Annotated in this window: 21 protein-coding genes and 1 tRNA gene; 12 read left to right on the top strand and 10 right to left on the bottom strand. The window is 35.7% G+C overall.

What is annotated here, in order from left to right; translation table 11 throughout:
- Positions 1–5: 5 nt before the first annotated feature.
- The gene (locus IWB64_RS17200) at positions 6–1,202 is read right to left on the bottom strand and encodes a hypothetical protein (protein ID WP_194535187.1); all 1,197 of its coding nucleotides are present in this window, start codon (positions 1,200–1,202) and stop codon (positions 6–8) included.
- A 248-nt stretch (positions 1,203–1,450) separates the two neighbouring features.
- Positions 1,451–4,228 (bottom strand): excinuclease ABC subunit UvrA, encoded by a 2,778-nt coding sequence (gene uvrA / locus IWB64_RS17195; RefSeq protein WP_194535186.1) that lies wholly within the window; start codon positions 4,226–4,228, stop codon positions 1,451–1,453.
- Between the two features lie 245 nt (positions 4,229–4,473).
- On the opposite strand from uvrA, the gene IWB64_RS17190 reads away from it, so the two are divergent.
- The 3 genes from IWB64_RS17190 to IWB64_RS17180 all read left to right on the top strand — a co-directional run bounded on the left by IWB64_RS17190 (position 4,474) and on the right by IWB64_RS17180 (position 6,272).
- Positions 4,474–5,055 carry a sigma-70 family RNA polymerase sigma factor gene (locus IWB64_RS17190; RefSeq protein WP_194535185.1) on the top strand — a complete coding sequence of 194 codons (582 nt, stop codon included), beginning with the start codon at positions 4,474–4,476 and terminating at the stop codon, positions 5,053–5,055.
- A gap of 74 nt (positions 5,056–5,129) precedes the next feature.
- Positions 5,130–5,273 carry a hypothetical protein gene (locus IWB64_RS17185; protein ID WP_194535184.1) on the top strand — a complete coding sequence of 48 codons (144 nt, stop codon included), beginning with the start codon at positions 5,130–5,132 and terminating at the stop codon, positions 5,271–5,273.
- Positions 5,274–5,690: 417 nt separating this feature from the next.
- On the top strand, positions 5,691–6,272 hold the full coding sequence (locus IWB64_RS17180; protein ID WP_194535183.1) for an RNA polymerase sigma factor: 582 nt from the start codon (positions 5,691–5,693) through the stop codon (positions 6,270–6,272).
- Between the two features lie 231 nt (positions 6,273–6,503).
- On the opposite strand, the gene IWB64_RS17175 is transcribed toward IWB64_RS17180, so the two are convergent.
- A complete protein-coding gene (locus IWB64_RS17175) occupies positions 6,504–7,166 on the bottom strand; it encodes an endonuclease III domain-containing protein (protein WP_194535182.1) in 663 nt (220 codons plus the stop codon).
- A 50-nt stretch (positions 7,167–7,216) separates the two neighbouring features.
- On the opposite strand from IWB64_RS17175, the gene bcp reads away from it, so the two are divergent.
- Entirely contained in the window at positions 7,217–7,672 is a 456-nt protein-coding gene (gene bcp, locus IWB64_RS17170; protein ID WP_194535181.1) for a thioredoxin-dependent thiol peroxidase, read from the top strand.
- Between the two features lie 67 nt (positions 7,673–7,739).
- On the opposite strand, the gene IWB64_RS17165 is transcribed toward bcp, so the two are convergent.
- Complete coding sequence (locus tag IWB64_RS17165) at positions 7,740–9,203, bottom strand: TonB-dependent receptor (RefSeq protein ID WP_194535180.1); 1,464 nt, start codon at positions 9,201–9,203, stop codon at positions 7,740–7,742.
- 77 nt (positions 9,204–9,280) lie between these two features.
- Here IWB64_RS17165 and IWB64_RS17160 point away from each other — a divergent pair, with 77 nt between their 5' ends.
- Together IWB64_RS17160 and IWB64_RS17155 are read left to right on the top strand one after the other, a co-directional pair.
- Positions 9,281–10,057, top strand: a complete 777-nt coding sequence (locus IWB64_RS17160; RefSeq protein WP_194535179.1) for an MBL fold metallo-hydrolase — start codon at positions 9,281–9,283, stop codon at positions 10,055–10,057.
- A gap of 21 nt (positions 10,058–10,078) precedes the next feature.
- Positions 10,079–10,573 carry a hydrolase gene (locus IWB64_RS17155; RefSeq protein ID WP_194535178.1) on the top strand — a complete coding sequence of 165 codons (495 nt, stop codon included), beginning with the start codon at positions 10,079–10,081 and terminating at the stop codon, positions 10,571–10,573.
- On the opposite strand, the gene IWB64_RS17150 is transcribed toward IWB64_RS17155, so the two are convergent.
- The 6 genes from IWB64_RS17150 to IWB64_RS17125 all read right to left on the bottom strand — a co-directional run bounded on the left by IWB64_RS17150 (position 10,574) and on the right by IWB64_RS17125 (position 16,275).
- A complete protein-coding gene (locus IWB64_RS17150) occupies positions 10,574–11,233 on the bottom strand; it encodes an alpha/beta hydrolase (protein WP_194535177.1) in 660 nt (219 codons plus the stop codon).
- Positions 11,233–11,553 (bottom strand): hypothetical protein, encoded by a 321-nt coding sequence (locus IWB64_RS17145; protein ID WP_194535176.1) that lies wholly within the window; start codon positions 11,551–11,553, stop codon positions 11,233–11,235. Before IWB64_RS17145 ends, IWB64_RS17150 begins: the two co-directional genes overlap by 1 nt.
- 88 nt (positions 11,554–11,641) lie before the next feature.
- A complete protein-coding gene (locus IWB64_RS17140; RefSeq protein WP_194535175.1) occupies positions 11,642–11,956 on the bottom strand; it encodes a DUF4870 domain-containing protein in 315 nt (104 codons plus the stop codon).
- 21 nt (positions 11,957–11,977) lie between these two features.
- Entirely contained in the window at positions 11,978–13,237 is a 1,260-nt protein-coding gene (locus tag IWB64_RS17135) for a dihydroorotase (protein WP_194535174.1), read from the bottom strand.
- Entirely contained in the window at positions 13,234–15,186 is a 1,953-nt protein-coding gene (locus IWB64_RS17130) for a BatA domain-containing protein (protein WP_226975923.1), read from the bottom strand. Before IWB64_RS17130 ends, IWB64_RS17135 begins: the two co-directional genes overlap by 4 nt.
- Before the next feature lie 81 nt (positions 15,187–15,267).
- Complete coding sequence (locus IWB64_RS17125; protein ID WP_194535173.1) at positions 15,268–16,275, bottom strand: glycosyltransferase family 2 protein; 1,008 nt, start codon at positions 16,273–16,275, stop codon at positions 15,268–15,270.
- A gap of 172 nt (positions 16,276–16,447) precedes the next feature.
- Between IWB64_RS17125 and IWB64_RS17120 the strand changes: the two genes are divergently transcribed.
- The 6 genes from IWB64_RS17120 to IWB64_RS17095 all read left to right on the top strand — a co-directional run bounded on the left by IWB64_RS17120 (position 16,448) and on the right by IWB64_RS17095 (position 23,295).
- A complete protein-coding gene (locus tag IWB64_RS17120) occupies positions 16,448–20,725 on the top strand; it encodes a PQQ-dependent sugar dehydrogenase (protein ID WP_194535172.1) in 4,278 nt (1,425 codons plus the stop codon).
- A gap of 115 nt (positions 20,726–20,840) precedes the next feature.
- Positions 20,841–20,925: transfer RNA gene (locus tag IWB64_RS17115), tRNA-Ser, on the top strand.
- A 371-nt stretch (positions 20,926–21,296) separates the two neighbouring features.
- A complete protein-coding gene (locus IWB64_RS17110; RefSeq protein WP_194535171.1) occupies positions 21,297–21,461 on the top strand; it encodes a Lacal_2735 family protein in 165 nt (54 codons plus the stop codon).
- Between the two features lie 15 nt (positions 21,462–21,476).
- Positions 21,477–21,878 carry a DUF2452 domain-containing protein gene (locus tag IWB64_RS17105; RefSeq protein WP_194535170.1) on the top strand — a complete coding sequence of 134 codons (402 nt, stop codon included), beginning with the start codon at positions 21,477–21,479 and terminating at the stop codon, positions 21,876–21,878.
- Positions 21,879–21,885: 7 nt separating this feature from the next.
- Positions 21,886–22,176: a TIGR03643 family protein gene (locus IWB64_RS17100; protein ID WP_194535169.1), complete on the top strand. Its 291-nt coding sequence runs from the start codon at positions 21,886–21,888 to the stop codon at positions 22,174–22,176.
- On the top strand, positions 22,177–23,295 hold the full coding sequence (locus IWB64_RS17095) for an FAD-binding domain-containing protein (RefSeq protein WP_194535168.1): 1,119 nt from the start codon (positions 22,177–22,179) through the stop codon (positions 23,293–23,295).
- Positions 23,296–23,317 lie beyond the last annotated feature (22 nt).

Genomic DNA, 23,317 nt, shown 5'->3' with positions numbered 1-23,317 from the left:
TATTTTTAATATCTTCTAGCACTTCTTGATGAAGTTGTTCTTGAAGAAGCAGTACTACTATTACTCCTACTTCTAGATGGAGCTTTGCTCACTGTACTTCTAGTACTTCTTGTGCTAACACTACTTCTACTTTGCGTAGGTGTTTGCTTTACGCTTCTGCTTGCAGTCCGGTTTCTCGTTTGTGGGCTTTTATAAGTACTGTTACTTCTTCTTGTTACCGATGTATTACGTGGCGAACGTGTTACCGTTCTTTTTGTTACCGTATTACTCGTTGGCTTTCTAACCGTAGTTGACCTTTGAGTAACTGATCTATTGCTAGATGGAGTAGTTGCTCTTGATTTTACAGTTGAATTTCTCTTTGCAATATTTCCATTAGAATTAATTGAACGTGTGGCACTACTTCTAGAGGCTGTTCTTCTTACCGAATTATTTCGGGTAGAAACAGTAGCTCTGTTTGTTCGTGTAGTGTTATAATTCCTTTTAGAAACTGATCTGTTGTTTCTAGAGTTATTACTACGTACAGCAACTCTATTATCATTTCTATAGACTCTAGATCTGTCACTTCTTACTTTATTATAACGGTGCGTGTTTCCTATTTTGGCATATGCACGTCTTGTATTGTATCTGTAAGGATTATAATACGTATAACGAATTGGACTATAGAATCTTCTATAAGGCTTATTGAATACTAGACTGAAACCAATAATCGGTCTTGCAAAAAATGCATGAAAAGGTCTATATACATATTGTCTGTTATAAACATTTATATAACCTGTATGATAATCGTAAAAACCTCTACGGTTATAGAAAACAGACATTCCACCAACGCTACGTACACGATTGTTGTTATAACTGATATCAACATCACCTACTTGGGTAACACGACCGTAATAGTCATAATAAATAGCAACGTTTTCTACTTGAACCACAGCGCCATAATCATCATATTGTGCATATGGACTATAATCGTAACCTGAATTAAAGGTTACACCATTACGACGACCGGTTACACGATTGTCTATATAAAAATCGAATTCACCATCTGGATATACCGAAAACGTAATGCCATTCTCGACAAAAATAAATGAGTCGTTGTTTGTATAAGCATTGCGTTCAGCAACCTTATCTTCTACTGTACTTGTGGCCATAACACCTGAGGTGCTAAAAATAAGGGCCGAAAAAAGGAGTACTAAGTTTTTCATGATATAAGGTTTTAATTCTTGAATGAAAATATTCACATTCGAGTAGTAATAAACAAACAGCGTGCCAAAAAATCCGAATCACATTTATTAAATTGATAATCAGTTGTTTATGGTTTTATGTTTGTTTGCTTTAACAAAGGGATATGTCTTTAAACATGTATTGCTATTGGAAGAAAAATTAAAAGACCATACTTCTTTTTAAGGAAATATGGTCTTATAACTTACTGCTTAATGTTTTAATATTTCTACTATAGCTTCTCTTTTAAATATTTGGCCGTAAAAGAGGTTTTACTCTTTATTATTTCCTCTGGAGTACCTTCTGCTAAAAGCAATCCTCCACCTTCGCCGCCTTCAGGACCAAGGTCAATAATATAATCAGCACATTTAATCAATTCTATATTGTGCTCTATTACTATAACGGAATGTCCTTTGGAAATTAAAGCATCAAAAGATTTTAGAAGTTTCTTTATATCATGAAAATGCAAACCGGTTGTAGGTTCATCAAAAATAAAGAGTGCCTTATCTTTAGTTGTACCCTTAACTAAAAAGGATGCTAGTTTAATTCGTTGAGCTTCTCCACCGGATAAGGTAGAAGAGGACTGTCCTAAGGTTACATAACCCAAGCCAACATCCTGTAAAGGTTTCAGTTTATTAACAATTTTTGTTTGCTTATGTAAATCAAAAAATGCGATAGCGTCATCAATAGTCATATTTAGGACATCATCAATACTTGCATCCTCAAATTTTACCTCTAACACTTCCTTCTTAAAACGTTTGCCACCGCAGGTATCACATTCCAAGTGAACATCGGCCATGAACTGCATTTCTACAGTAATCTCACCTTCTCCTTTACATTTTTCGCATCGGCCTCCATCCACATTAAAAGAAAAATGTTTGGCTTGATAAGCTCTTATTTTACTTAGCTTTTGTGAAGCAAAAAGATTCCTGATGTCATCATATGCCTTTATATAGGTTACAGGATTTGAGCGTGAAGACCTTCCAATAGGATTTTGGTCAACAAACTCTACATGTTTTATATTCTTGTATTTACCCTCTACTTTGGTAAACTGTCCCGCTTTTTCTCCGTACCCGCCAACTTCTTTTAATATAATAGGATACAAAAGCTTTTTGACCAAAGTGCTTTTACCACTTCCTGACACCCCGGTTATTACCGTAAGCATGTTGAGTGGAAAGGTTACATCTATATTTTTTAGATTATTTTCACGAGCACCTCTTATTGTAATGTAATCTGTAGAAGTTCTTCTTTTGCTGGGTACAGTTATTTCTTCTGTTCCATTTAGGTAACTCGCAGTTAGTGACGTAGACTTTAATATTTCATCTAGCGTTCCATGGGCAACAACTTTTCCACCATGTGTACCGGCTTCGGGACCAATATCAATAACTTCGTCTGCCGCTTTCATGATATCTTCATCATGCTCAACAACAATAACGGTGTTACCAAGGTCTCGTAAAGATTTTAAAACATCAATTAAGTTCTCGGTATCTTTTGGGTGTAGTCCTATACTGGGTTCATCCAGAATATACATACTTCCCACAAGGCTACTTCCTAATGAGGTTGCCAGGTTGATACGCTGGCTTTCTCCACCTGAAAGTGTATTAGATTTTCTATTTATCGTCAAATAACTTAATCCAACCTTATAGAGAAAACCTAATCTCGTAATGATTTCCTTTAATAACCGCGATGCAATTTTCGCATCATATTTATCTAAAACCAGTTCTTCAAAAAATGGAATCAATTTTTTGATAGGTAATTCAACTAAATCAGAAATGTTTTTTCCGCCAACTATAATGTAATCGGTTTCTTTCCGTAATCGCTTTCCTTGGCAAACATTACATTTGGTTTTTCCGCGGTAGCGAGAAAGCATAACCCTATTCTGTATTTTGTAACTCTTTTCTTCTAATTGCCCAAAAAATTTATGTAAACCAATAAAGTGGTCATTGCCATCCCAGACCAACTGTTTTTGTTCTTCGGATAGTTCAAACCACGGCTTATGAATAGGAAAGTCATATTTATAGGCAGAATTTACAAGTTGATCTCTATACCACCCCATACTCTCACCACGCCATGGAAAAATAGCATTTTCATATACTGATAATGCCGTATTGGGAATCACAAGGTCTTTGTCTATTCCTATAACATCTCCATACCCTTCACATTTTGGACAAGCTCCATAAGGGTTGTTAAAACTGAATAAATGAACATTTGGCTCTAAGAATGACATTCCGTCTAACTCAAACTTATTACTAAAAGGAGTAACAACCTTTGTAGCTAGCTCTTCTATAGCACATTCTCCTTTGCCTTCAAAAAAAGCCGTATCAATGGCGTTGGCCAAACGATTATAGAAGTCTTCATCGTCCTTGACTATAATCCGATCTATGACCAAGTCAAAATTCTTACCAATATCTTCGGGTGCATTATCTATCCTTAGCACTTCGCCATTATACTTTATTCTGGCATAGCCTTGTTTGGAAAGTAGTTGAAGAGATTTTAATGAATCTCTTTCCTTATCTATAACAATAGGGGCCAGTAAAAGAAGTTTGGTACCTTCCTCATACTTTTTAACATGTTCCACCACATCTGTAACCGTATCTTTTTTTACTTCTCGGCCAGAAATGGGAGATATGGTGCGACCGATACGCGCGTATAGTAATTTTAGATAATCATAAATCTCCGTTGTAGTACCAACGGTAGACCGTGGGTTTGTAGAGTTCACCTTTTGTTCAATGGCAATGGCAGGGGCTATACCTTTTATATAGTCCACTTTTGGCTTATCTAATTTGCCTAAAAATTGTCTGGCATAGGAAGAAAGACTCTCTACATAACGTCTTTGACCTTCTGCATATAAGGTGTCAAATGCTAAACTGGACTTACCTGAACCAGAAAGACCGGTAATAACAACTAGTTTGTTTCGGGGGATGACAACATCAATATTCTTAAGGTTGTGCAGTTTTGCGCCTTTGATTATTATGTTGTGTTTTGGGTTTACGTCTACTATTTCCGTCATGTTCTTATATAGATTTGCAAAGATACAATTTGAAGATTTCAATAGCTAGAATTGTATGGTTAGCATTAAAAAATGTGTGTATGACGATAGAAATTTTCCAAAGTCATTTAATTTTATCTATATTTGGGGCCTAACAAAATGTTAATACGCCTATAGCAGAAAATTACTTTTAGAAAGATTAAAACATTATCTACAAGACCTTTCCACAGGGGAGGTGTCTCGTTTTAACTATTAAAGTAATTGTTATGGATATATTGACGGAAGATTCTCTTCTTATTAAAAATTATGTTTCTGGTGATGAAAAGGCATTAGAATTTCTAATTGCAAAGCACAACCAGCGGCTTAGTAGTTTTATTTATTCCAAAGTAAATAACCGAGATATTACCGAAGACATTTTTCAAGATACCTTTATTAAGGTTATAAAGACACTACGTCGTGGTACATATAATGAAGAAGGTAAATTTTTACCTTGGGTAATGCGCATAGCCCATAACCTTATAATAGACCATTTTAGAAAAACCAGTCGTATGCCCATGTTTCAAGGAGCAGATAGTTTTGATATCTTTTCTTTGATCGGTGATGATAAGCTTAATGCTGAGCGCCAACTTATAAAAGACCAGATAGATTGTGATTTGGAAGTGCTTGTTGCTGAATTGCCAGTTGATCAACGAGAGGTATTGATTATGCGTATATATAAGGATATGAGTTTTAAGGAGATTTCGGAAAATACAGGAGTAAGTATAAATACAGCCTTGGGAAGAATGCGTTACGCTTTAATTAACCTTAGAAAGATAATTGAAGAGCATAATATTGTTTTAACGAATTAACGTGCGTTAGGTCGGGCAGTTTTATTATATTTATGTTTGTGGCGTTATAATGCTGTAACAATACTAAAATAGATATGGGAAAAATTTACGCGACAGAATCGGATAAGCATAAATCGGCTAAAGCAAGCCCTTCAACAATTAAGTTTCTATTGGATTATTCAAAGGCATTAGAAATAACAGAGGCCGATGGCCTTCAATTTGAATCAAATTTGAACTAAGTACTAGTTCTTCAAAATATATATAGCCCTAGTAATGAAAATTGCTAGGGTTTTTTTGTAGGAAATAACCAAGTTTAATTACTGTCTTTATAGTACATACTATATGTTATATCTTATTTAGAATAAACAGCCGAATAAAAGGACCACTTCACCCATATTCTACAGAAGGCTGATTTTGTGTGGCTAACGCACTTCATTCCATTTTATTTTACAGAAAAATAGAAAAGTGGCATTTCACATCAAAAACTAGCGGTTTTACAACAATGTTTTTTTCTAGAGCCCTCTATTATCTAGTTTTACATCAGAAATAACAACAAGGTCATCCGCCAAAGGATAAAAATATTACTCGAAAATAACTAAATAACGGTAGCCTTTCTTTAGAAAGTCTCAAATCCAAAAAACTAAAAACCCTACACCATGAGCTCACAAATCGAAGATTCAGTATTAGTAAGAGATTATATCAGCGGAGATGAAAAAGCACTTGAAGTTTTAATCAACCGTCACAACCAAAGAATATCTAGCTTTATTTACTCAAAGGTTTTAGATAGAGATGTTACAGAAGATATTTTCCAAGATACTTTTATTAAAGTAATTAAAACTTTGAAAAAAGGTTCATATAGTGAAGAAGGTAAATTTTTGCCATGGGTAATGAGAATTGCACATAACTTAATTATTGATCACTTCAGAAAGAACAAAAGAATGCCAATGTTTGAAGGCAGTGATGATTTTAATATCTTTTCTGTAATAGGAGATGATAAATTGAATGCAGAAAAGCAAATCATAAAAGATCAGATTACTTCAGATTTAAAGCATTTAATTGAAGAATTACCAGATGATCAAAAAGAAGTTTTGGTAATGCGTATCTATAAAGATATGAGCTTTAAAGAAATCTCGGAAAACACAGGAGTTAGCATTAATACTGCCTTGGGGAGAATGCGTTATGCATTAATCAATCTAAGAAAAATTATAGACAAGCATAACATTGTATTAACGAATTAATAGATCGCTAATACCTTGTAACAATATATCCATTCTAGTTGCGTTATCCATTGTATAACTATATTACTACTATGGAAAAAATTTACTCTGAGAACCTTGAAAGAGGTGCAGCTATCCAAGCAACAAAAGAAACTATCAACTTTTTGCTTAGTTTTTCTAAGCAATTTCATATTGTTGAATACAAGAATTTTCAGTTTGAAAATAGCTTGAACTAAACAAAAAAGACCTGGCTTAACGGGTCTTTTTTGTTTTGTAATAATTATCGATTATTGCTTTCCTACCAATAGTTTTGGTAATGATATCATTATCTAAATCCCATCCTCTGGCAGGAGAATATTCTCGACCGTACCAAATTATCTGAAGATGCAAGTCATTCCAAATTTCTTTTGGAAATAGGCGCTTGGCATCTTTTTCTGTTTGCACAACGTTTTTTCCATTAGTAAAGCCCCATCTATACATTAATCTATGAATATGGGTATCTACAGGAAAAGCAGGAATACCAAAAGCTTGAGAAACCACTACACTTGCAGTTTTGTGACCCACAGCAGGAAATTCTTCTAAAAGTTCTAATTCCTGAGGAACTACACCATTATATTTTTCTACTAACATTTTAGATAGTCCATGAATTCCCTTAGATTTCATAGGAGAAAGACCAACGGGTCTAATAATATCACGAATTTCTTCTACAGATAATTTAATCATATCATAAGGGTTGTCCGCTCTTTCGAATAAAAGAGGTGTAATTTTATTTACTCTAACATCTGTACTTTGAGCAGATAGTAATACGGCAATTAATAAAGTATATGGGTCTTTATGCTCCAAAGGCACCGGTATCGTTGGATAAATATCTCTTAAGGTCTTAATAGTAAAATCAACCTTTTCCGCTTTTGTCATTTTTGTCTAATTTTAGCAATGAAAATTGAAACACAAAATAAAGAAGTGCTATGAATACATTACAAGTAGGGGACAAAGTACCCGATTTTTCAGCGAAAGACCAAGATGGTAATACAATTAAATTATCTGATTTTAAAGGCAAGAAGTTAATTGTCTTTTTTTATCCTAAAGCAAGTACGCCAGGTTGTACTGCAGAAGCCTGTAATTTGCGGGATAATTATGAGGAGCTTCAAGCTCAAGGATATGAACTGTTGGGTGTAAGTGCAGATTCAGAAAAGAGACAAAGTAACTTTAAGAATAAGAATAATTTCCCCTTTCCGTTATTAGCAGATGAAGACCATACCGTAATCAACACTTTTGGGGTCTGGGGACTGAAAAAATTTATGGGTCGCGAATATGATGGTATTCACAGAAAAACTTTTGTTGTAGACGGTAATGCAATTGTTACGAAGGTGATAGACAAGGTAAAAACCAAAGATCACGCAGCGCAATTGCTTGGTGATTAAATAAATTACTACAGAATTATTAGAAGCAATTCAATAAAAAAAGGGGCCTAAGCCCCTTTTTTTATTTTTACTTTATTTCATCACTTTTAGGTTTCAGTAACTTTCTGGTAAACAGACTTTCATTCTTGATTATCTCTGGTATACCTTCAGGAAGCATTTCTTCCCATCCTTCTTCATTATTAATAAGTTTCTTGAGTGCATCTCTTGAGAAAATGTGCATAATCTCAGGGTCGTAATCTATGATGTCCATTACTTTTCCATTATACTTAAAGAACTTATAAAGTTCTTTCATTCTTGGATGAACTTTAATGTTGTTACTGGTCATAATCTGACCGGTTTCCGCATTTTTCATAGGATAAAGATAAACCTGTAGTTCTTTAAAGAACAGTTTACCAAAGGCTTCCAAAATACCTCCAGATAGGTGTCTGTAATACTTTTCATCAAAGATGTCTACCAAGTTATTGACACCCATGGTAAGACCAAGTTTTGCCTTAGTATATCTATTAAAGTATTCTACTAGTTTAAAATATTCTTGAAACTTAGATATCATTACATTATGGCCAAGAGCACAAAGCAATTCTGCGCGATCCATAAAATCTTGTTCATCTATTTCTCCAGAAGCTTTTAAGTTAGAAAGGGTTATTTCAAAAATAACCATAGTATTCTCTTGGTCTACTGCTGGATCCCGAACAAAAATATCGTAAGATTTATGGAACATGTCCATATTTACCTTGGTGACCGGTCTAAAACTACCTCGTAAAGCCAAAATATTCTTTTTGTACAAAGCAGAGGCGGGCAGGAAATTATTACCGTCAGGTCCAAACATAACCGCATCGGTCATATCATTTCGGATCAGCTGAAGGCTCATCAATCTATTATCGACATCTTTAAAGTTAGGCCCAGAAAAGTTCACCATATCGATCTCTACGGTATCCTTATCAATATGATCGTAAAGGTATTTTAACATTTTTCTTGGCTTGTGGTACTTGTAAAAAGCACCATAAATCAAGTTAACACCAAGAATACCTAAGGTTTCTTGCTGTAAACGGGCTTCGTTTTGTTTAAAACGTATATGAAGTATAATTTCATCTAGTTCTTTCTGGTTAGGATCTAATTGAAAACGAATACCTACCCAACCGTGTCCTTTAAATCTTTTTGAAAAATCTATAGTAGCCACTGTATTGGCGTACGAAAAGAAAAGACGTTCTGGATGAGTTTCTCTACTAATACGCTCTTCCATAAGTGTCATCTCATGAGAAAGCATCTTTTTTAGTCTAGATTGTGTTACATATCTACCATCATTTTCAATACCATAAATGGCATCGCTAAAATCCTTGTCATACGCGCTCATAGCCTTGGCTATGGTGCCTGAAGCACCTCCTGAGCGAAAGAAATGGCGTGCCGTCTCTTGACCAGCTCCAATTTCCGAAAACGTTCCGTAAATGTCAGGGTTTAGGTTGATCCTCAAAGTTTTAGCTTTGATGGAAGGGATATTCTCAAATACAGTATCTCGTTTTAAAACTGAAGCCATTTGGTTGATTTTGCTTTTAACAAAGTTAACAAGTTCGGGTTATCTATTAAATTTTTTAGTTATAAATTTGACTCTAGATGAACGATACGTTAAAAATAACATTTTTAGGTACGGGCACTTCTCAAGGAATCCCAGTAATAGGCAGTAATCACCCAGTTTGCAACAGTAGTGATATAAAGGATAAAAGACTTAGAACTTCTGCTTTGGTTTCATGGAAGGACTATAATTATGCAATTGATTGTGGTCCGGATTTTAGACAACAGATGCTCACTAACGAGGTCATGAAGCTAGACGGTATTCTTTTTACACATGAACATTCTGACCATACCGCCGGTTTAGATGATATTAGACCTTATTTTTTTAGACAAGGCGATGTGCCTGTATATGCGCACAAACGTGTTGCTGATTCCCTTAAAAGGCGTTTTGATTATATTTTTGCAGATGAAAATCGGTATCCTGGCGCACCTGCGGTAGCAGTTAACCTAATTGATAAAGATCATCCGTTTACCATTGGGGGATTAAAGGTAATTCCTATAGAAGCGAGTCACAATCGTATCAATGTATTAGGCTTTAGAATTAAAGGCTTCACTTATTTAACGGACGTCAAAACCATTTCAAAAGAAGAGACCGAAAAAGTAAAAAATTCCAAAGTACTTGTTATTAATGCTTTGCGACTAGAACCGCACCATTCTCATTTTAATTTAAAGGAAGCTTTAGCTTTTATTGAAGAAGTAAAACCTGAAACAGCTTATCTTACTCATATTAGCCATATGTTAGGGTTTCATGCCGAAGTTGAAGAAAATTTGCCAAAAAATGTACACTTGGCATACGATAATCTTACCATATCAGTTTAAAATAATAAACCATATTCATTTATGAAAAGTAGAATAGTTCTTTACCTATTGATTTTTGTATCACTTATTTGTCTCTATCTTTTTGTGAGTAATGGAAAGATGGCGAGTTCAAAAGATACACGTATTGCTAAGTTGGAAACTCAAGTAGAGCAGTTGCAAGATTCTGTACAAAACACACAATTGAAGGTTTTGGAAATGCAATACTTTTCATTGGAAAATAATGATGATGCCTTGGCTTATTATGATCATTTGGATTTAAAAGACCCTTCTAGATATATTGCGGATAAGTTGCTTGAGACTAATGAAAGTAAAGGAGATAACCCTCTAGTGCCTTATGAAGGCATGGAAGGTGACTTTAAAATCAATAAAATAAAAATCTTAAATCACAAATGGATTTTAACCGATTTTTCTGATGGTAAATACTGGGGAGAGCTTCTTATAAAGTACGAGCTTAAAGATGACCTTGCGGTAGATTTTACCTTGCGAGACCATTTGCTTTATACCCGAAGTGAATAATTAGATTTTATCTTCTAACCACTTTTTAAACGAATAGAAATTCTGGGGAGCAACGCCGTGACCTACGGGAAATTCTTCGTATACATGCTCAATTTTCAAATTTTCAAGGAATTTTGGAGCACGTTGTGCCCATTCTGGAGGAATCACTTGATCTACTTGGCCGTGGGAAGCATATATCTTTAAGTTGGAAAAGTCGTTGTTTTCATAACCTTCCTTTAGAATAGCTTCATTTATATAGCCGCTTAGAGCAATTACATTTTTAATTTTTTCTGGATATGAGAGTGCCACCGCATAACTTAGTATTGTTCCCTGGCTAAAACCTAAAATAGTAACACAATTTGCATCTAGAGCATAGACAGAGCAGGCTTCATCAATAAAAGCAACAATCTTATCTCTGGAAGATTTTGCTTGTTCATCATCACTCCATTTGCCTTGTTGCGCATCAAAATTAATGGCATACCATGCATTGCCATAAGGTTCCATAGGGTATGGCGCGCGAACGGAAATTATACAAAGTTCTTCAGGTAGTTCGGGAGCAAAAGAAAACAGATCTTCTTCATTACTTCCGTAACCGTGAAACATAAAAAGAACGGGAGCCTTACCTTCTTTAATAGAGGATGGTCTAATAAGATGTTCTAGAGATAGTGGAGCTGTTGTCATTAGATAAATTTAAGCCATTTTTGAAAGAAATTACCAACTAGAGGAACGGACTGTTTTTCGTCCTTTATTGCGCCAATAAATCCATACCCCCATAATACAATATAAGCAATGTATAAGCCGTACCACGCATATTCATTAAACCATTGGCTTAAAAATATAGCGAATCCTAAGAAAAATATATGTAAACCAAATGCCTGCCGAATATGAAATCGGGCGAACTCATTTTTACTATCGGAGTTCATGCTCATTGCAATAAGCGAACCTACAATCGTGAAATAAGCTATTAATGCCGTTGTTTTTCCTTCCTTTACTGTGTCCATGTTGCCAAAGTTAATGTAAGCTATAGTCTTGCACAAAAAAAGAGACCCGAACAGGGTCTCTTTTTTTTAATATTTTTAAAAATGGACTTTATCCAATATCTCCAACTAGCGGAATCTTTTCCACTTTGCCGTTCATGGCATTTAAACCTCCTATTATAGCTAGAACTAGTCCCGCATATTGAAAATAACCTAACAGGCCTATGCCAGTGAACATGATTAATACTTTTGCAATAAAAGTAACAATCAGCCCTGTAATCCAAGCCCTCAGCGCTTGTCCAATATGAAACTTGACAAATTCGTTATTATTTTTTTTGTTCATAAAGTACGCAATCAGTGTACCTATTAAAGTTACATAGCTAATGATTGCCGTGGTTTTTCCTTCGTCTATTGTATTTTGATCCATTTGATTGGTTTGTAATAATTCTTAATCGTTTGTTGTGTGCTGCCCATTATTAATGATACTATATACTTTGCCTTTTAATTCGGCACTTATGAACATACTGTTTTTTGAGGTAGATTTTATGTGCTCCTCAGTAAAAACATAAGTGTCATCAGGATTGAAGAGTGTTAAACATGCTACTTCACCTTCTTTTATTTCAGGCGATTTTAATCCGTAACGTTCTCGGCCTTTAGAAAGAATTGCAATTACTGTTTCTATATCTAAAAGTTGGTTCATACTACCAAAAGCAGATTCTAGACCAATGGTCCCGTTAGAGGCATTGTCAAATTCAACTCTTTTTTCTTCAATGTTCATAGGAGTATGATTGCTAGTCACAAAATCTATGGTGCCATCTTTCAACCCTTTTAAAAGGGCTTTAGCATCCTTTTTGGTGCGTAACGGTGGCATTACCTTATAGATGGAATCAAATTGTTCTAAAACGGAATCAGTATAAATTAAATTATGAATCGCTACGCTACAACTTACGTTCAGGCCTTTTTTCTTCGCATCGGCAATTAGCTTTACAGAGTTTGCTGTAGAGATAGTAGGTATATGTAATTTACCTCCCGTATATTCTAAAATAAAAAGGTCTCTTGCCACCTGAAGTTCTTCTGCTAAAGTGGGGATTCCTTTTAAGCCTAGTTTAGTTGAAACCTCACCTTCATTAACAATGCCTTTCCCGGCAATTTTGGTGTCCAAAGGAAAAGAATAGACCAATCCGTCAAAGTTTTGTACATATTGCAAAGCAACCTTTAAAAGGTTAGCATTGGTCACGGGAAGCTTATAGTCATAAAAACCAACAGCTCCTGCATTTTTCATATCGTACAGTTCGGCCAAATCGTTGCCGTCTGCTTTCATAGTTAAAGTACCTAGCGGATAAAGATTTGTTGCTAGGCCTGTGGATGCACTCTTAAGATATACAATATCGGAACTACTATCAGGGCAAGGGTGCGTACTTGGATTGAGGATTACATCTGTAAAACCACTTAGTGCCGCGGTGTGCAATCCATTTTCAATCGTTTCCCGTTCTTCGTAACCCGGTTCGCCAAAAGAAACGCTGCTATCAAACCAGCCGATGGATACATGTAGGTTTTTGTGTTTTACGACCTGAGTTTTACTTTCAGGCTCTATTTTAGCAGCAATTTTGACTATAATGCCATTTTTGATATAAATATCGCGAGTTTTCAAATGAAGAGCTTCGTTATTCGTATCAATTATTTTTGCCGATTTTAAGAGAATGTTCATTTAAGATATTTTTGAATAAGTACTTCAATAAACAGCAACGCCAGCGCTAAAATAACAAACCATTTCCAAAGCTCCGTTACGCTGTTGTCTTTTTCAATGGTTTCGAACAAAGATGAGATAGAGGTTGATGTAGATGCCATTTTTTGTTCGGTTATATTCAAATAGGAAAGATTGCTTTCGTTTCTATTATAATTAAAACTGATGTTTTTTATTGGTTTTTCGTTTTGCAGTATCGCATAGCTACCATCTTCCTGTAAACTTTCGTTAAAAGAGAGAGCAACTTTATTGCTTAAAGACTGTTGTCGCGGAATAAACTCGTAATCACCTTTCTTCAACTTAAGAATATCGTCCTGAGCTAGCGAAGTGGATACATCTATTGAAACCGATTGTCCCAAAACGGAATACAAAGAAGCTAATTTTAAACTTCCAATGGCCATGTTATAAAAAGTAGGTACCACTAAAGGCGAATTGATAAAGTTTGAATTCTGGTTAGATAAGGATGCCGTAAATAAAAAGAAAGACTTACCGCCCACGAGAAATGGTTCGTTTCCTTGAAAAGCCAATGCTGTGGAAGCGCCAGTTTTTATTTTGTAAAACTCGTTGGTTTTTGGGTATTGAAAGTTGGTTACATTCTTTTCAAATACATTCTGATATAGCGGATGGGAAAACGAGATGTTCGTTATTTCACGCTCATTTTGTACCTTTTGCAGAAGGGTAGTAGAGGCGTAGTTACTAGTAAGTAAATTATATGAATTCAAATCGATTTCAGTAGCAGGTATAATTGATAAATGTCCACCATTATCTGTAAAAGCCTTTAAACCGGTAGTTAACGAAGCAGGAATCTGTTGCAAATTGTTTAGTATAATCAAATGCTGATTGGCAAGATTACTGTAGTTCAAGGTTTTTAGCTCAGTTGCCGAAAAAATAAACTCGTCCTTGGTAAAAATTCGAGCTAAAAATCTATTTTGAACGTCACCAACATTAAGCACTTTTATTTTCTCCTTTTCGCCAACAGTAAAATAAAGTAGATTGTCATAAGTCAGCCCGGAATCGGATATTTCGATTTTTCCGTCAAAAGCTTCGTTTTTAGGAATTGAAAAATTGGCGGTTCCTTTTTTTGATTCATTAAATGAAGCCGATGTTTTGGCTATAAGTGTTTCTCCATTAAATAAAGAAACAGGAATATTTTCTATAGCGCCGGAACCTGAAAGATTAACCGAAAGATTCAGGTTTTCTGAAGTTTCAGATTCAATATAAGCGGAATCAATAGATACGTTTTTAACTTCCTTTCCACGTAGTGCTACCCAATGTGAATGTACATTTAGTAAACTATCCGTTTGGGTGCTGGCCATAAGCTGCTGAAAATCGGAAAGTATAATTAGATTTTTATCCGTAGCAATATCTGAAGAGAAAAGTGTTTTTCCCTTTAGCTGAATTTCGTTTAGCTTTAACTGTTTGCTCCCAGTACTTAAGGCAAGAAGCTCATTTTGAATATCTTGTATGGTGGTATTTCTACATGTTTTTGCATTTGTAAACAGTGAGAAGCGCTCTGTCTTAGGTAGGTTCTTTATAAGTTCCTGTACAGCATTTTCCAAAAGAGTAGTACTTTCTTCTTTTAATTGCATGCTAAAAGAGTCATCCAAATAAATAACCGTTTCCTTTTGTTTTAAGGCAGATTTTTCTGCAAAAAAGGGTTGGGCAAATGCAAATATAAAAGCGATAAGCAATAACATTCGGGTAAACAGTAACAACCACTTTTTTAAAGTGTTGCTCTGTCTTGATTCTGAAACTACCTTCTTTAAAAACTTGACGTTCGTAAACGGCGTTTTCTTAAAACGACGTAATTGGAATAAATGAATGAAAATGGGAATCAGGAGAAGAAAAAGGGCCCAAAAGAGTTCTGGATATTTAAACTGCATTTCCTGTATTGAATTATCAAAGATAGACATTTAGTCCTTTATTGCTACAGTAGGCAAAAAGATATTTTATCTGACTCAAAAAAAAGAGACATAAGGGTTGATACTAAGTTTTTAGCAGAAAAAGAAATAGTCTTCCATTGGCTTTTTATTGATAGCTGAGAAAAACTTTTTAATATTAACTTGTGCGCTTTCATTAGCCACACTAATAATACTTTGTGCATTAGGTAGTTCCTTTAGTTTACTGAAGTGAAACATTTCTTTGTTGTAAATATGCTTTCCAATTTTCTTTGGATTATCGCAGACCCAATAAAAACCTATATTCTGCTCTTGCAATATTTTTGCAATTTCTTTTCCTTTAGTACCCGCGCCCCAAACAGTTAAAGGTCTAGTGGGATTGTAATTTAGTTTTAAGAAATAGCGAAGTTTAATGTCTAGAAAATAGTTTTGGGCATAATGCTCACTAGTTCTAGAGGTTCTGGTATCATAATCGCGCCACAAATGCAGGAGTTTACTACAGGGAATACATTTAAGTCCGTTTTGATAAAAACGAAAAGCAAGGTCATAATCTTCTGGATATAAATCTGGAGCAAAAGCACCACAGCGGTCTAAATCTTCGCGAAAGACCATCCAGCAAGGGGAAGGAATAACACACTCTTTATATATTTCAGAATAGTTGTCGCCAGATTCGGTTAGATGATTTAGCCATTTTTCATAGCGCTCATAACCATTACTAATGCCTCGATGAGAAAAATAACGTACTTGTCCAACCGCCAAGTGACCTTTTCCATTCTCCAAAAGCGATTCCACCATAATTTCCAGTTTTTCTGCTGTCATAATATCGTCAGAATCCATTCGAGTAATGAATTGCCCTTTACTTTGTTTATATGCGGTTCGTAAGGCTTCTATAATACCATTTCCTTCATTATCAAATAAGTGAATACGTGCGTCATTTTTGGCATATGATTTCACCAAATTAAGACTGCCGTCAGAACTTTCGTCATTAACTGCAAGAACTTGCCAGTTTATATATTTTTGTTCTATAATAGAATCAAGACATTGATTAAGAAAGGCTTCTGTATTTTTAAAAGGAATAAGAATACTAACAAGAGGTTGTTGCATGGTGGCCAATTTAATGAAAATGAAGTAGCTTATATAGAAAGAGAAGATAAATTTATGTTGTATCATTGTCTTAAAGTAGAGTGCTTTTCATCGATTTTATCTGATTTTAAGCGTTCATTTCAACCCTTTCATCGATTTTGAGATTAGTTTAAATAATAGGATTTAGAACACTATGAAATTAAATTATCGAAAAAAGACGGGCGCGGTATGCCTTGTTATTACCGTCTTTTTGACCTTTTCCTTTATACCATATCTTTATGGCCCCGGACTTGAAAATGCCGAGCCATTGGGTGCCTTTCTTAATGGGACTTTTCCTTCTTCAACTCCTACAGGAACAGAAGATGTGAATGCCAATTATAGTGTAGAAAATGCTTTTCCAAATTTAACTTTTGTAGACCCGGTAGATATGGAGGAGCTTCCTGGGGGTAAAGAATTTTTGATTCTAGGCTTGCAGGGTCATATTTGGAAAATTGCTAACAATGCTGGAACCATTTCTAAACAGTTACTTCTTGATATCTCTGATAATGTTGTAACCAATACAGATGGTGGAATGTTGAGCTTGGTGCTGCATCCAGAATATGGCCGCAGAGGCTCTCCCAATGCTGAGTATATATATGCCTTTTACCGGTACACTCCTGTTCAGGGTACTGACAGAATTGGAGCAACGGTTAATGGGTATATGCGTCTTTCCCGATTTAACCTTCCGATAGGTGCAAATGCAATTAACCCCTCTAGTGAAGAGGTTCTTATCAACATATATGATCGGAGCGACTATCACAATGGGGGAGATATGTTTTTCGGTCCTGAAGATGGGTTTTTATATCTTGGAGTTGGTGATGAAGGGGACGCTAATGACAGTTATAAAGTAACACAACAAATTGACAAATTCCTGTTTGGTGGAATTTTACGTATTGATGTTGATAAAAGGGGCGGTAAAATTAGTCATCCTATACGGAGACAACCTCTTAATGCGGGCATCCCACCCAACGGATGGCCAGATTCCTTTACCCAAGGCTACTATATTCCTAATGACAATCCTTGGGTAGATACTAGTGGCTCTAACCTAGAAGAATTTTATGCAATCGGTACTCGAAGTCCTCACAGAATTAGCATTGACCCACCAACTGGTGATATATGGGTTGGTGATGTTGGACAAGGTGCTAAAGAAGAAATTAGCTTAGTTAGAAAAGGTGACAACTTACAATGGCCCTATCGTGAGGGCGATAAAGACGGACCTGCTGTTATGCCAGATTCGCTTATTGGTAATGATAGGCCACCTATTCATGCCTATGATAGAACTACCGGAAGAGCAATTATTGGAGGAATGGTGTACCGAGGGAATCGATATCCTGAATTGATTGGGAAATATGTATTTGGTGATCATGAGACCCAAACCGTTTGGACCCTTTCCAAAATAGGTGAAAATATGGGTAACGTAGATTACCTTTTGAGCGTTCCCGTAGACGGCGAAGGTAACAAGGATGGTATTTCCTCATTTTTTATAGATTCAGATGGTCATATGTACATTCTTGATTTGTTCGGTACGGCACAAGATGGTGGTGTCATTCAAAAAGTGGTGCGTACGGTGGCTGTGCCCGACCCTCCTTCAAAACTTTCAGACTTGAACGTGTTTACCAATATGCAGACTTTGGCAACTGTTGATGGAATTGTTCCTTATGACGTTAACTCACCTTTATGGTCAGATGGGGCGGAAAAACGAAGATGGATCGCCTTGCCTAATGATGGAGCACATAATACTTCAGAAGAGCAGATTGTTTTTCAGAATGAAGAGAATTGGTCATTTCCTGCAGGTACGGTGGTTATAAAGCAGTTTGATCTTCCCGTGGATGAAAATGAACTTTCTAAAGTTATAAAATTGGAAACTCGTTTTTTAGTTTTTACCAATGATAACGATGCCTACGCGGTTACCTATAAATGGAACGATGAGCAAACGGATGCCTTTCTTGTGGGGTATGATGCGTCTGTTTCACAGAATTATCAGGTTAAGAAAAGTGACGGATCGGTAGAGGAGCAAACTTGGGATTTTCCTACTCGAGATCAGTGTATGCAATGTCATAATAGCGTCGCAGGATATTCACTGGGTTTAAAAACACGGCAACTCAACAGAGATTTTACCTATCCCTCCACAGGAATTACAGGTAATCAATTACAAACTTGGAGTCATTTAAATATGTTTACCGAAGATATAGCTTCTCATACAAAGCTGCCGGCATCAGCTCATATTAACTCTGAAAACACAAGTGATGAAATGAAGATCCGGTCGTATATGGATGCAAACTGTGCTTACTGTCATCGTCCAAATGGTGTGGAGGGTGCGTTTGATGGCCGAGCTATGACGGCGCTTTATGATCAATCTATGATTAATGCGGATGTGGAGAGTCACGCCTCTATTCAAGGAAGTAAAATTGTAAAACCAAAAGATATTTTAAACTCTGTTTTGTATGTACGAGACGCCAGCACCTCGGATAATCGCATGCCCCCTATAGGGCGAAATATGTTGGATGAAGACTATCTACAGACATTGATTGGATGGATAGATGGACTAGATGTTGATGGCCCTATGACTGTAGAAGATGGATGGTATACTTTTAAAATGGGAGACAGAAAAAAATACCTAACCATCGAGAATGCTTCGCTTTTAACTGATGCAAGAGCAGTAAATAGTATTTCGGATTCTGGTGATAATGCTAAATGGTATGTAGAACAAATGGGAGGAAATAAATATCGTATTAAAGCAATGCATTCCGATATGGTACTGTCTCTTCGTGATTTAAAGTCTGAACGTGGGTCGAATGTGATTCAAGAGGTTTGGGATGGTAGTCAGCATCAATTGTGGTATTTTGAAGATATTGAAGGTGAAAACTTACGAATAGTTAGTGCTTATAATGGTCTCGCACTTTATATTTCAAAAGGAATTAATAAAAACGGAAGGGCAGCAACAATGTGGTCACCAAGTAATTCGGAAAACCAACAATGGAAATTGGAGCCCGTAAGCGTTGGAGTAGGCTTAACCGATATTGGCGAAACTGGAACTGTAAACACCAATCACAACTGGGTTAGCGTTAGTTTAAATAAAACGTACAAGAATCCAGTGGTTATAGCGGGCGGTCCTACTTACGAAGGAACCAACCAAGCAACAGTGCGGGTAAAAGATGTTACGAGGTCTAGTTTTAAAGTACGAATTGATGAATGGGAGTGTTGGGATGAAAGCCATTTAACAGAAACGATACCTTATATTGTTGTAGAAGCAGGAGTACATGAACTTGCCAATGGTAAATTATTACAAGCTGGAAACGTAGAAGGCAGAGATCACCAGTGGTATACACAGCAATTTAATCGCTCTTTTGGGGAGAAACCATTGGTTTTCGGTCAATGTGTAACTGAAAACGAGGTAGAGGCTGTAACTGTATTTTTTGATGAGCGATATTCAAATACATCCCAACTTCGTATGAAATTAAAAGAACAGGATAGTTCGGTTGGAGGGCATTCACCGGAAATAATAAGCTGGCTAGCAGTAGAACCCGGTATATTTTCCGATGAAAATTTTGCTTTTGAACTGGCAAATACCGGGCGAGAGGTTGACCACAATTGGCATACTATTGACTTTGAACAAAATTATGATGATAACGCTATATTCATAGGAGGGCTTGGGTCTGAATACGGGGGTAATGCCGCTACGATGCGATATAAAGAACTAACGGGGAGTAACGTCTCCGTATTTCTGGAAGAGGAGAAGTGTGGTGATATAGAAACGGAGCATACTACTGAAGATATACATTATATGATATTCAGTTCGGCAGGCGCACTTATGGGTAAAACCTTTGAAGAAAGTCCAAATACCGAAGCTTTGAAGTTGAGTGAGCTACCAAGTAATTTTTATTTTGATGGCGTTTCGGTGGATAAAAAATCACATGTTGTAAACATTGAATGGACCGCTACGAATGACATAGAAATAGAAACCTTCATTATAGAAAAATCAGTGAACGGTGATGATTTCAGCATGGTTACTGATCAGCCGGGTTCAAGAGTGGCTGGGAAGAATGGCTATAGTGATTCAGATTATCACCCGATAATCGGAAACTCGATTTATCGAATTGTAGCCGTTACGGGTGATGGCGAAAGGGTGTATTCAAACCAAGTTGAAATAAATTTCAAAAATTCTGGAAATAATATTTTGCTCTTCCCAAATCCAATAGATAGGTCTCAAACATTGACAGCCGATATTTTGCTAGGTGACAGCGAAGAAGAAGAAAATGTTACATTAAGCATATACAGCTTAGACGGTAGTTTGGTCCGATCATGGTCTAAAATTATGGGTAGTAAACAATCTTTTGAGCAGTTAAGTACTGACGATTTGGGAAGTGGTGTTTATATTTTACAAGTAAAAGGGGCAAATTGGACTCAGTCGCGTAAGTTTATGGTTAGATAATGATTAAGGCAGCATTAATATTGAACCAAAAATAAAAATTAGAAAGACCCTTGCGGAATTGAAAAAGGTTCCTATATTTGCACCCGCATTCAGGGAATACCTGATAAGGCACTCAGGAGAAATGGCAGAGTGGTCGAATGCGGCAGTCTTGAAAACTGTTGAGGGTCACACCTCCGGGGGTTCGAATCCCTCTTTCTCCGCAGAAAGTCCTGTATAAGGCGTAGTAACCCTGTAAATCATTGATTTACAGGGTTTTTTATTCTTCTCGGTTTTAAAGATATCATTGAAATCTAATTATTAGAAATCGTTTTGATTTCAGATAAAGATGATAGGAGCTAATGTGCAATCTGCTCCTTACATGGTTGCCGTATATTAAATCTTATCAGCAAAATTATACTTCCAGGGTTTTACATATTAAAACTATCCTTTAGGATTCATTAGGTAGCTAAATTTACAATTCAACATATAATTAAATTTCGTTTAACTTAATTTAAAAATAGTTAAACATTTTGTATCTTTATGTCATGGTTCTTACATTCTATTTTTAAGAACTTATAAAGTTGAAATAAATATGTTCGGATTATTTAAAAAGAAATCAGAGAAAGTTAAACTTCAGGATCAATATGAAAATCTTTTAAAAGAAGCTCATAGCTTGTCGACCACCAACAGGAAAATGAGTGATCAGAAAATCTATGAAGCGGAAGAAATAATGAAGCAACTAGAAAAGTTGAGCTAATACATTTTTATACCAATGGTAGAAGATAAAAAACCTGATAATGTAGTTTTCGATCTGGAAACAAAAAAATACGATGCGGCTCTCAAGCCTTATGCAACGTCTGTTGGGGCTCCGGTAATTACGATTACAGATACAATTGCCTGGAAGAACAGAAGTATAAGTAAAGTAAATCATAAGATTGAAGCCAGATATGTTGAGTTAAAAGCCGAGTATGATAAAATGATGCAAGAGTTTGAATTCAACAAACTCATTTATAATGCAAAATTCAATTTTGAACCTATTATTGGTAAAATATATCATTTATACAAGAGGGAAAATGGAGAATCTTTTCTTTCCATAATAGCACCAGAAGAATGTAGATTTAATGCATTAGGAAGCTTTTATTTGAATGCAGACCAAATCTGGGAAAAAATCTAGTTTTAGTATGACAACAGAAACAAAACAATTTACAGAAAGAGAATTAGACCGTATAATAGAAATGGCTTGGGAGGACAGAACACCTTTTGAAGCTATTCTGTTTCAGTTTGGTTTACCGGAGAAGGAAGTTATTAAAGTTATGCGCGGCAACCTTAAAGAATCTAGTTTTAAGCGATGGCGTAAACGCGTTAATAGCGGCGTTAGCCAGAAGCATTTAAAGAAACGCAGTTCTGACATAACACGATTTAAATCTTCTCGACAAAGAGCTATTTCGGGGAATAAAATAAGCAAACGATAAATGGAATTATTTGAAGATCAAGATTCTATTTTCCCAACATCATATCCTGAAATTCTTCAGCGTGTTCGTAATATTGATCCTGTTAAGTATGGTAAAACTAGAAATTTTGTAAATGGTTCAGTCACCTATTTATCTCCCTATATTTCTAGAGGAATTATTTCAACAAAATTTATTCTTTCTGAAATTTTAAAGCGTGGTTATCAACCTGCACAAATTGAAAAATTCATTCAAGAATTGGCTTGGCGAGATTACTGGCAACAAGTATGGATTGATAAAGGAGATGCTATTAATTCGGATTTAAAAAATCAGCAAACACCAGTTTCCAATCATTCAATTTCAAAAGCTATTGTAGAAGCAGATACGGGTATTAATGCTATTGATAATTCTATTAAGAAATTTTACGATGAGGGGTATTTGCACAATCACCTAAGAATGTATATTGCATCTATAGCGTGTAATGTAGCCCAAAGTCATTGGAAGGTTCCTGCACAATGGATGTATTATCATTTACTAGATGCAGATTGGGCTAGTAATGCGTTAAGTTGGCAATGGGTTGCTGGAGCAAACGCAAATAAGAAATATGTTGCCAATCAGGAAAACATCAATAAATACAGCTTAACACAACAAAGAAATACGTTTTTAGATGTGCCTTATGAAGTTTTTAGCGGATTAGAAATTCCTGAAGTGTTAAAAGAAACTTCAGGAATGGCTTTACAAACGTCCTTACCAAAGAAGCAAACAATTACTATTAATAAAAACCTTTCCACTTGTATCTATAACTTCTATAACCTAGACCCATTATGGAAAAAAGATACTGCTGCAAATAGAATATTGCTATTAGAACCTTCACATTTTGAAAGCTATCCTATATCCCAAAAAACACTTGATTTTATATTTACTATTTCTACCGAAAATATAGAGGAAATACAGGTTTATGTAGGTGAGTTTCATGAGCTTATTTCTGATTATGACACTACTGACGTCTATTACAAAGAACATCCTTTAAATAAACATTATGAAGGTTTTGAAGAACCAAGAGAATGGATGTTTGATGTAAAAGGATATTATCCGTCTTTCTTTGCTTTCTGGAAAAAATGTAAAAAGCAGCTTACCTATTAAGTACCCATTTCCATAGATAATT

The organism is Zobellia nedashkovskayae, from assembly GCF_015330125.1.
Taxonomy (GTDB): Bacteria; Bacteroidota; Bacteroidia; order Flavobacteriales; family Flavobacteriaceae; genus Zobellia; species Zobellia nedashkovskayae.
This window is presented reverse-complemented; position numbering and strand designations above follow the sequence as displayed.

What these genes read in the sequence shown, in the direction of transcription:
- IWB64_RS17200 (WP_194535187.1), bottom strand. Translation starts at nt 1,202, where the DNA reads ATGAAAAACTTAGTACTCCTTTTTTCGGCCCTTATTTTTAGCACCTCA.
- uvrA (WP_194535186.1), bottom strand. Translation starts at nt 4,228, where the DNA reads ATGACGGAAATAGTAGACGTAAACCCAAAACACAACATAATAATCAAA.
- IWB64_RS17190 (WP_194535185.1), top strand. Translation starts at nt 4,474, where the DNA reads ATGGATATATTGACGGAAGATTCTCTTCTTATTAAAAATTATGTTTCT.
- IWB64_RS17185 (WP_194535184.1), top strand. Translation starts at nt 5,130, where the DNA reads ATGGGAAAAATTTACGCGACAGAATCGGATAAGCATAAATCGGCTAAA.
- IWB64_RS17180 (WP_194535183.1), top strand. Translation starts at nt 5,691, where the DNA reads ATGAGCTCACAAATCGAAGATTCAGTATTAGTAAGAGATTATATCAGC.
- IWB64_RS17175 (WP_194535182.1), bottom strand. Translation starts at nt 7,166, where the DNA reads ATGACAAAAGCGGAAAAGGTTGATTTTACTATTAAGACCTTAAGAGAT.
- bcp (WP_194535181.1), top strand. Translation starts at nt 7,217, where the DNA reads ATGAATACATTACAAGTAGGGGACAAAGTACCCGATTTTTCAGCGAAA.
- IWB64_RS17165 (WP_194535180.1), bottom strand. Translation starts at nt 9,203, where the DNA reads ATGGCTTCAGTTTTAAAACGAGATACTGTATTTGAGAATATCCCTTCC.
- IWB64_RS17160 (WP_194535179.1), top strand. Translation starts at nt 9,281, where the DNA reads ATGAACGATACGTTAAAAATAACATTTTTAGGTACGGGCACTTCTCAA.
- IWB64_RS17155 (WP_194535178.1), top strand. Translation starts at nt 10,079, where the DNA reads ATGAAAAGTAGAATAGTTCTTTACCTATTGATTTTTGTATCACTTATT.
- IWB64_RS17150 (WP_194535177.1), bottom strand. Translation starts at nt 11,233, where the DNA reads ATGACAACAGCTCCACTATCTCTAGAACATCTTATTAGACCATCCTCT.
- IWB64_RS17145 (WP_194535176.1), bottom strand. Translation starts at nt 11,553, where the DNA reads ATGGACACAGTAAAGGAAGGAAAAACAACGGCATTAATAGCTTATTTC.
- IWB64_RS17140 (WP_194535175.1), bottom strand. Translation starts at nt 11,956, where the DNA reads ATGGATCAAAATACAATAGACGAAGGAAAAACCACGGCAATCATTAGC.
- IWB64_RS17135 (WP_194535174.1), bottom strand. Translation starts at nt 13,237, where the DNA reads ATGAACATTCTCTTAAAATCGGCAAAAATAATTGATACGAATAACGAA.
- IWB64_RS17130 (WP_226975923.1), bottom strand. Translation starts at nt 15,186, where the DNA reads ATGTCTATCTTTGATAATTCAATACAGGAAATGCAGTTTAAATATCCA.
- IWB64_RS17125 (WP_194535173.1), bottom strand. Translation starts at nt 16,275, where the DNA reads ATGCAACAACCTCTTGTTAGTATTCTTATTCCTTTTAAAAATACAGAA.
- IWB64_RS17120 (WP_194535172.1), top strand. Translation starts at nt 16,448, where the DNA reads ATGAAATTAAATTATCGAAAAAAGACGGGCGCGGTATGCCTTGTTATT.
- IWB64_RS17110 (WP_194535171.1), top strand. Translation starts at nt 21,297, where the DNA reads ATGTTCGGATTATTTAAAAAGAAATCAGAGAAAGTTAAACTTCAGGAT.
- IWB64_RS17105 (WP_194535170.1), top strand. Translation starts at nt 21,477, where the DNA reads ATGGTAGAAGATAAAAAACCTGATAATGTAGTTTTCGATCTGGAAACA.
- IWB64_RS17100 (WP_194535169.1), top strand. Translation starts at nt 21,886, where the DNA reads ATGACAACAGAAACAAAACAATTTACAGAAAGAGAATTAGACCGTATA.
- IWB64_RS17095 (WP_194535168.1), top strand. Translation starts at nt 22,177, where the DNA reads ATGGAATTATTTGAAGATCAAGATTCTATTTTCCCAACATCATATCCT.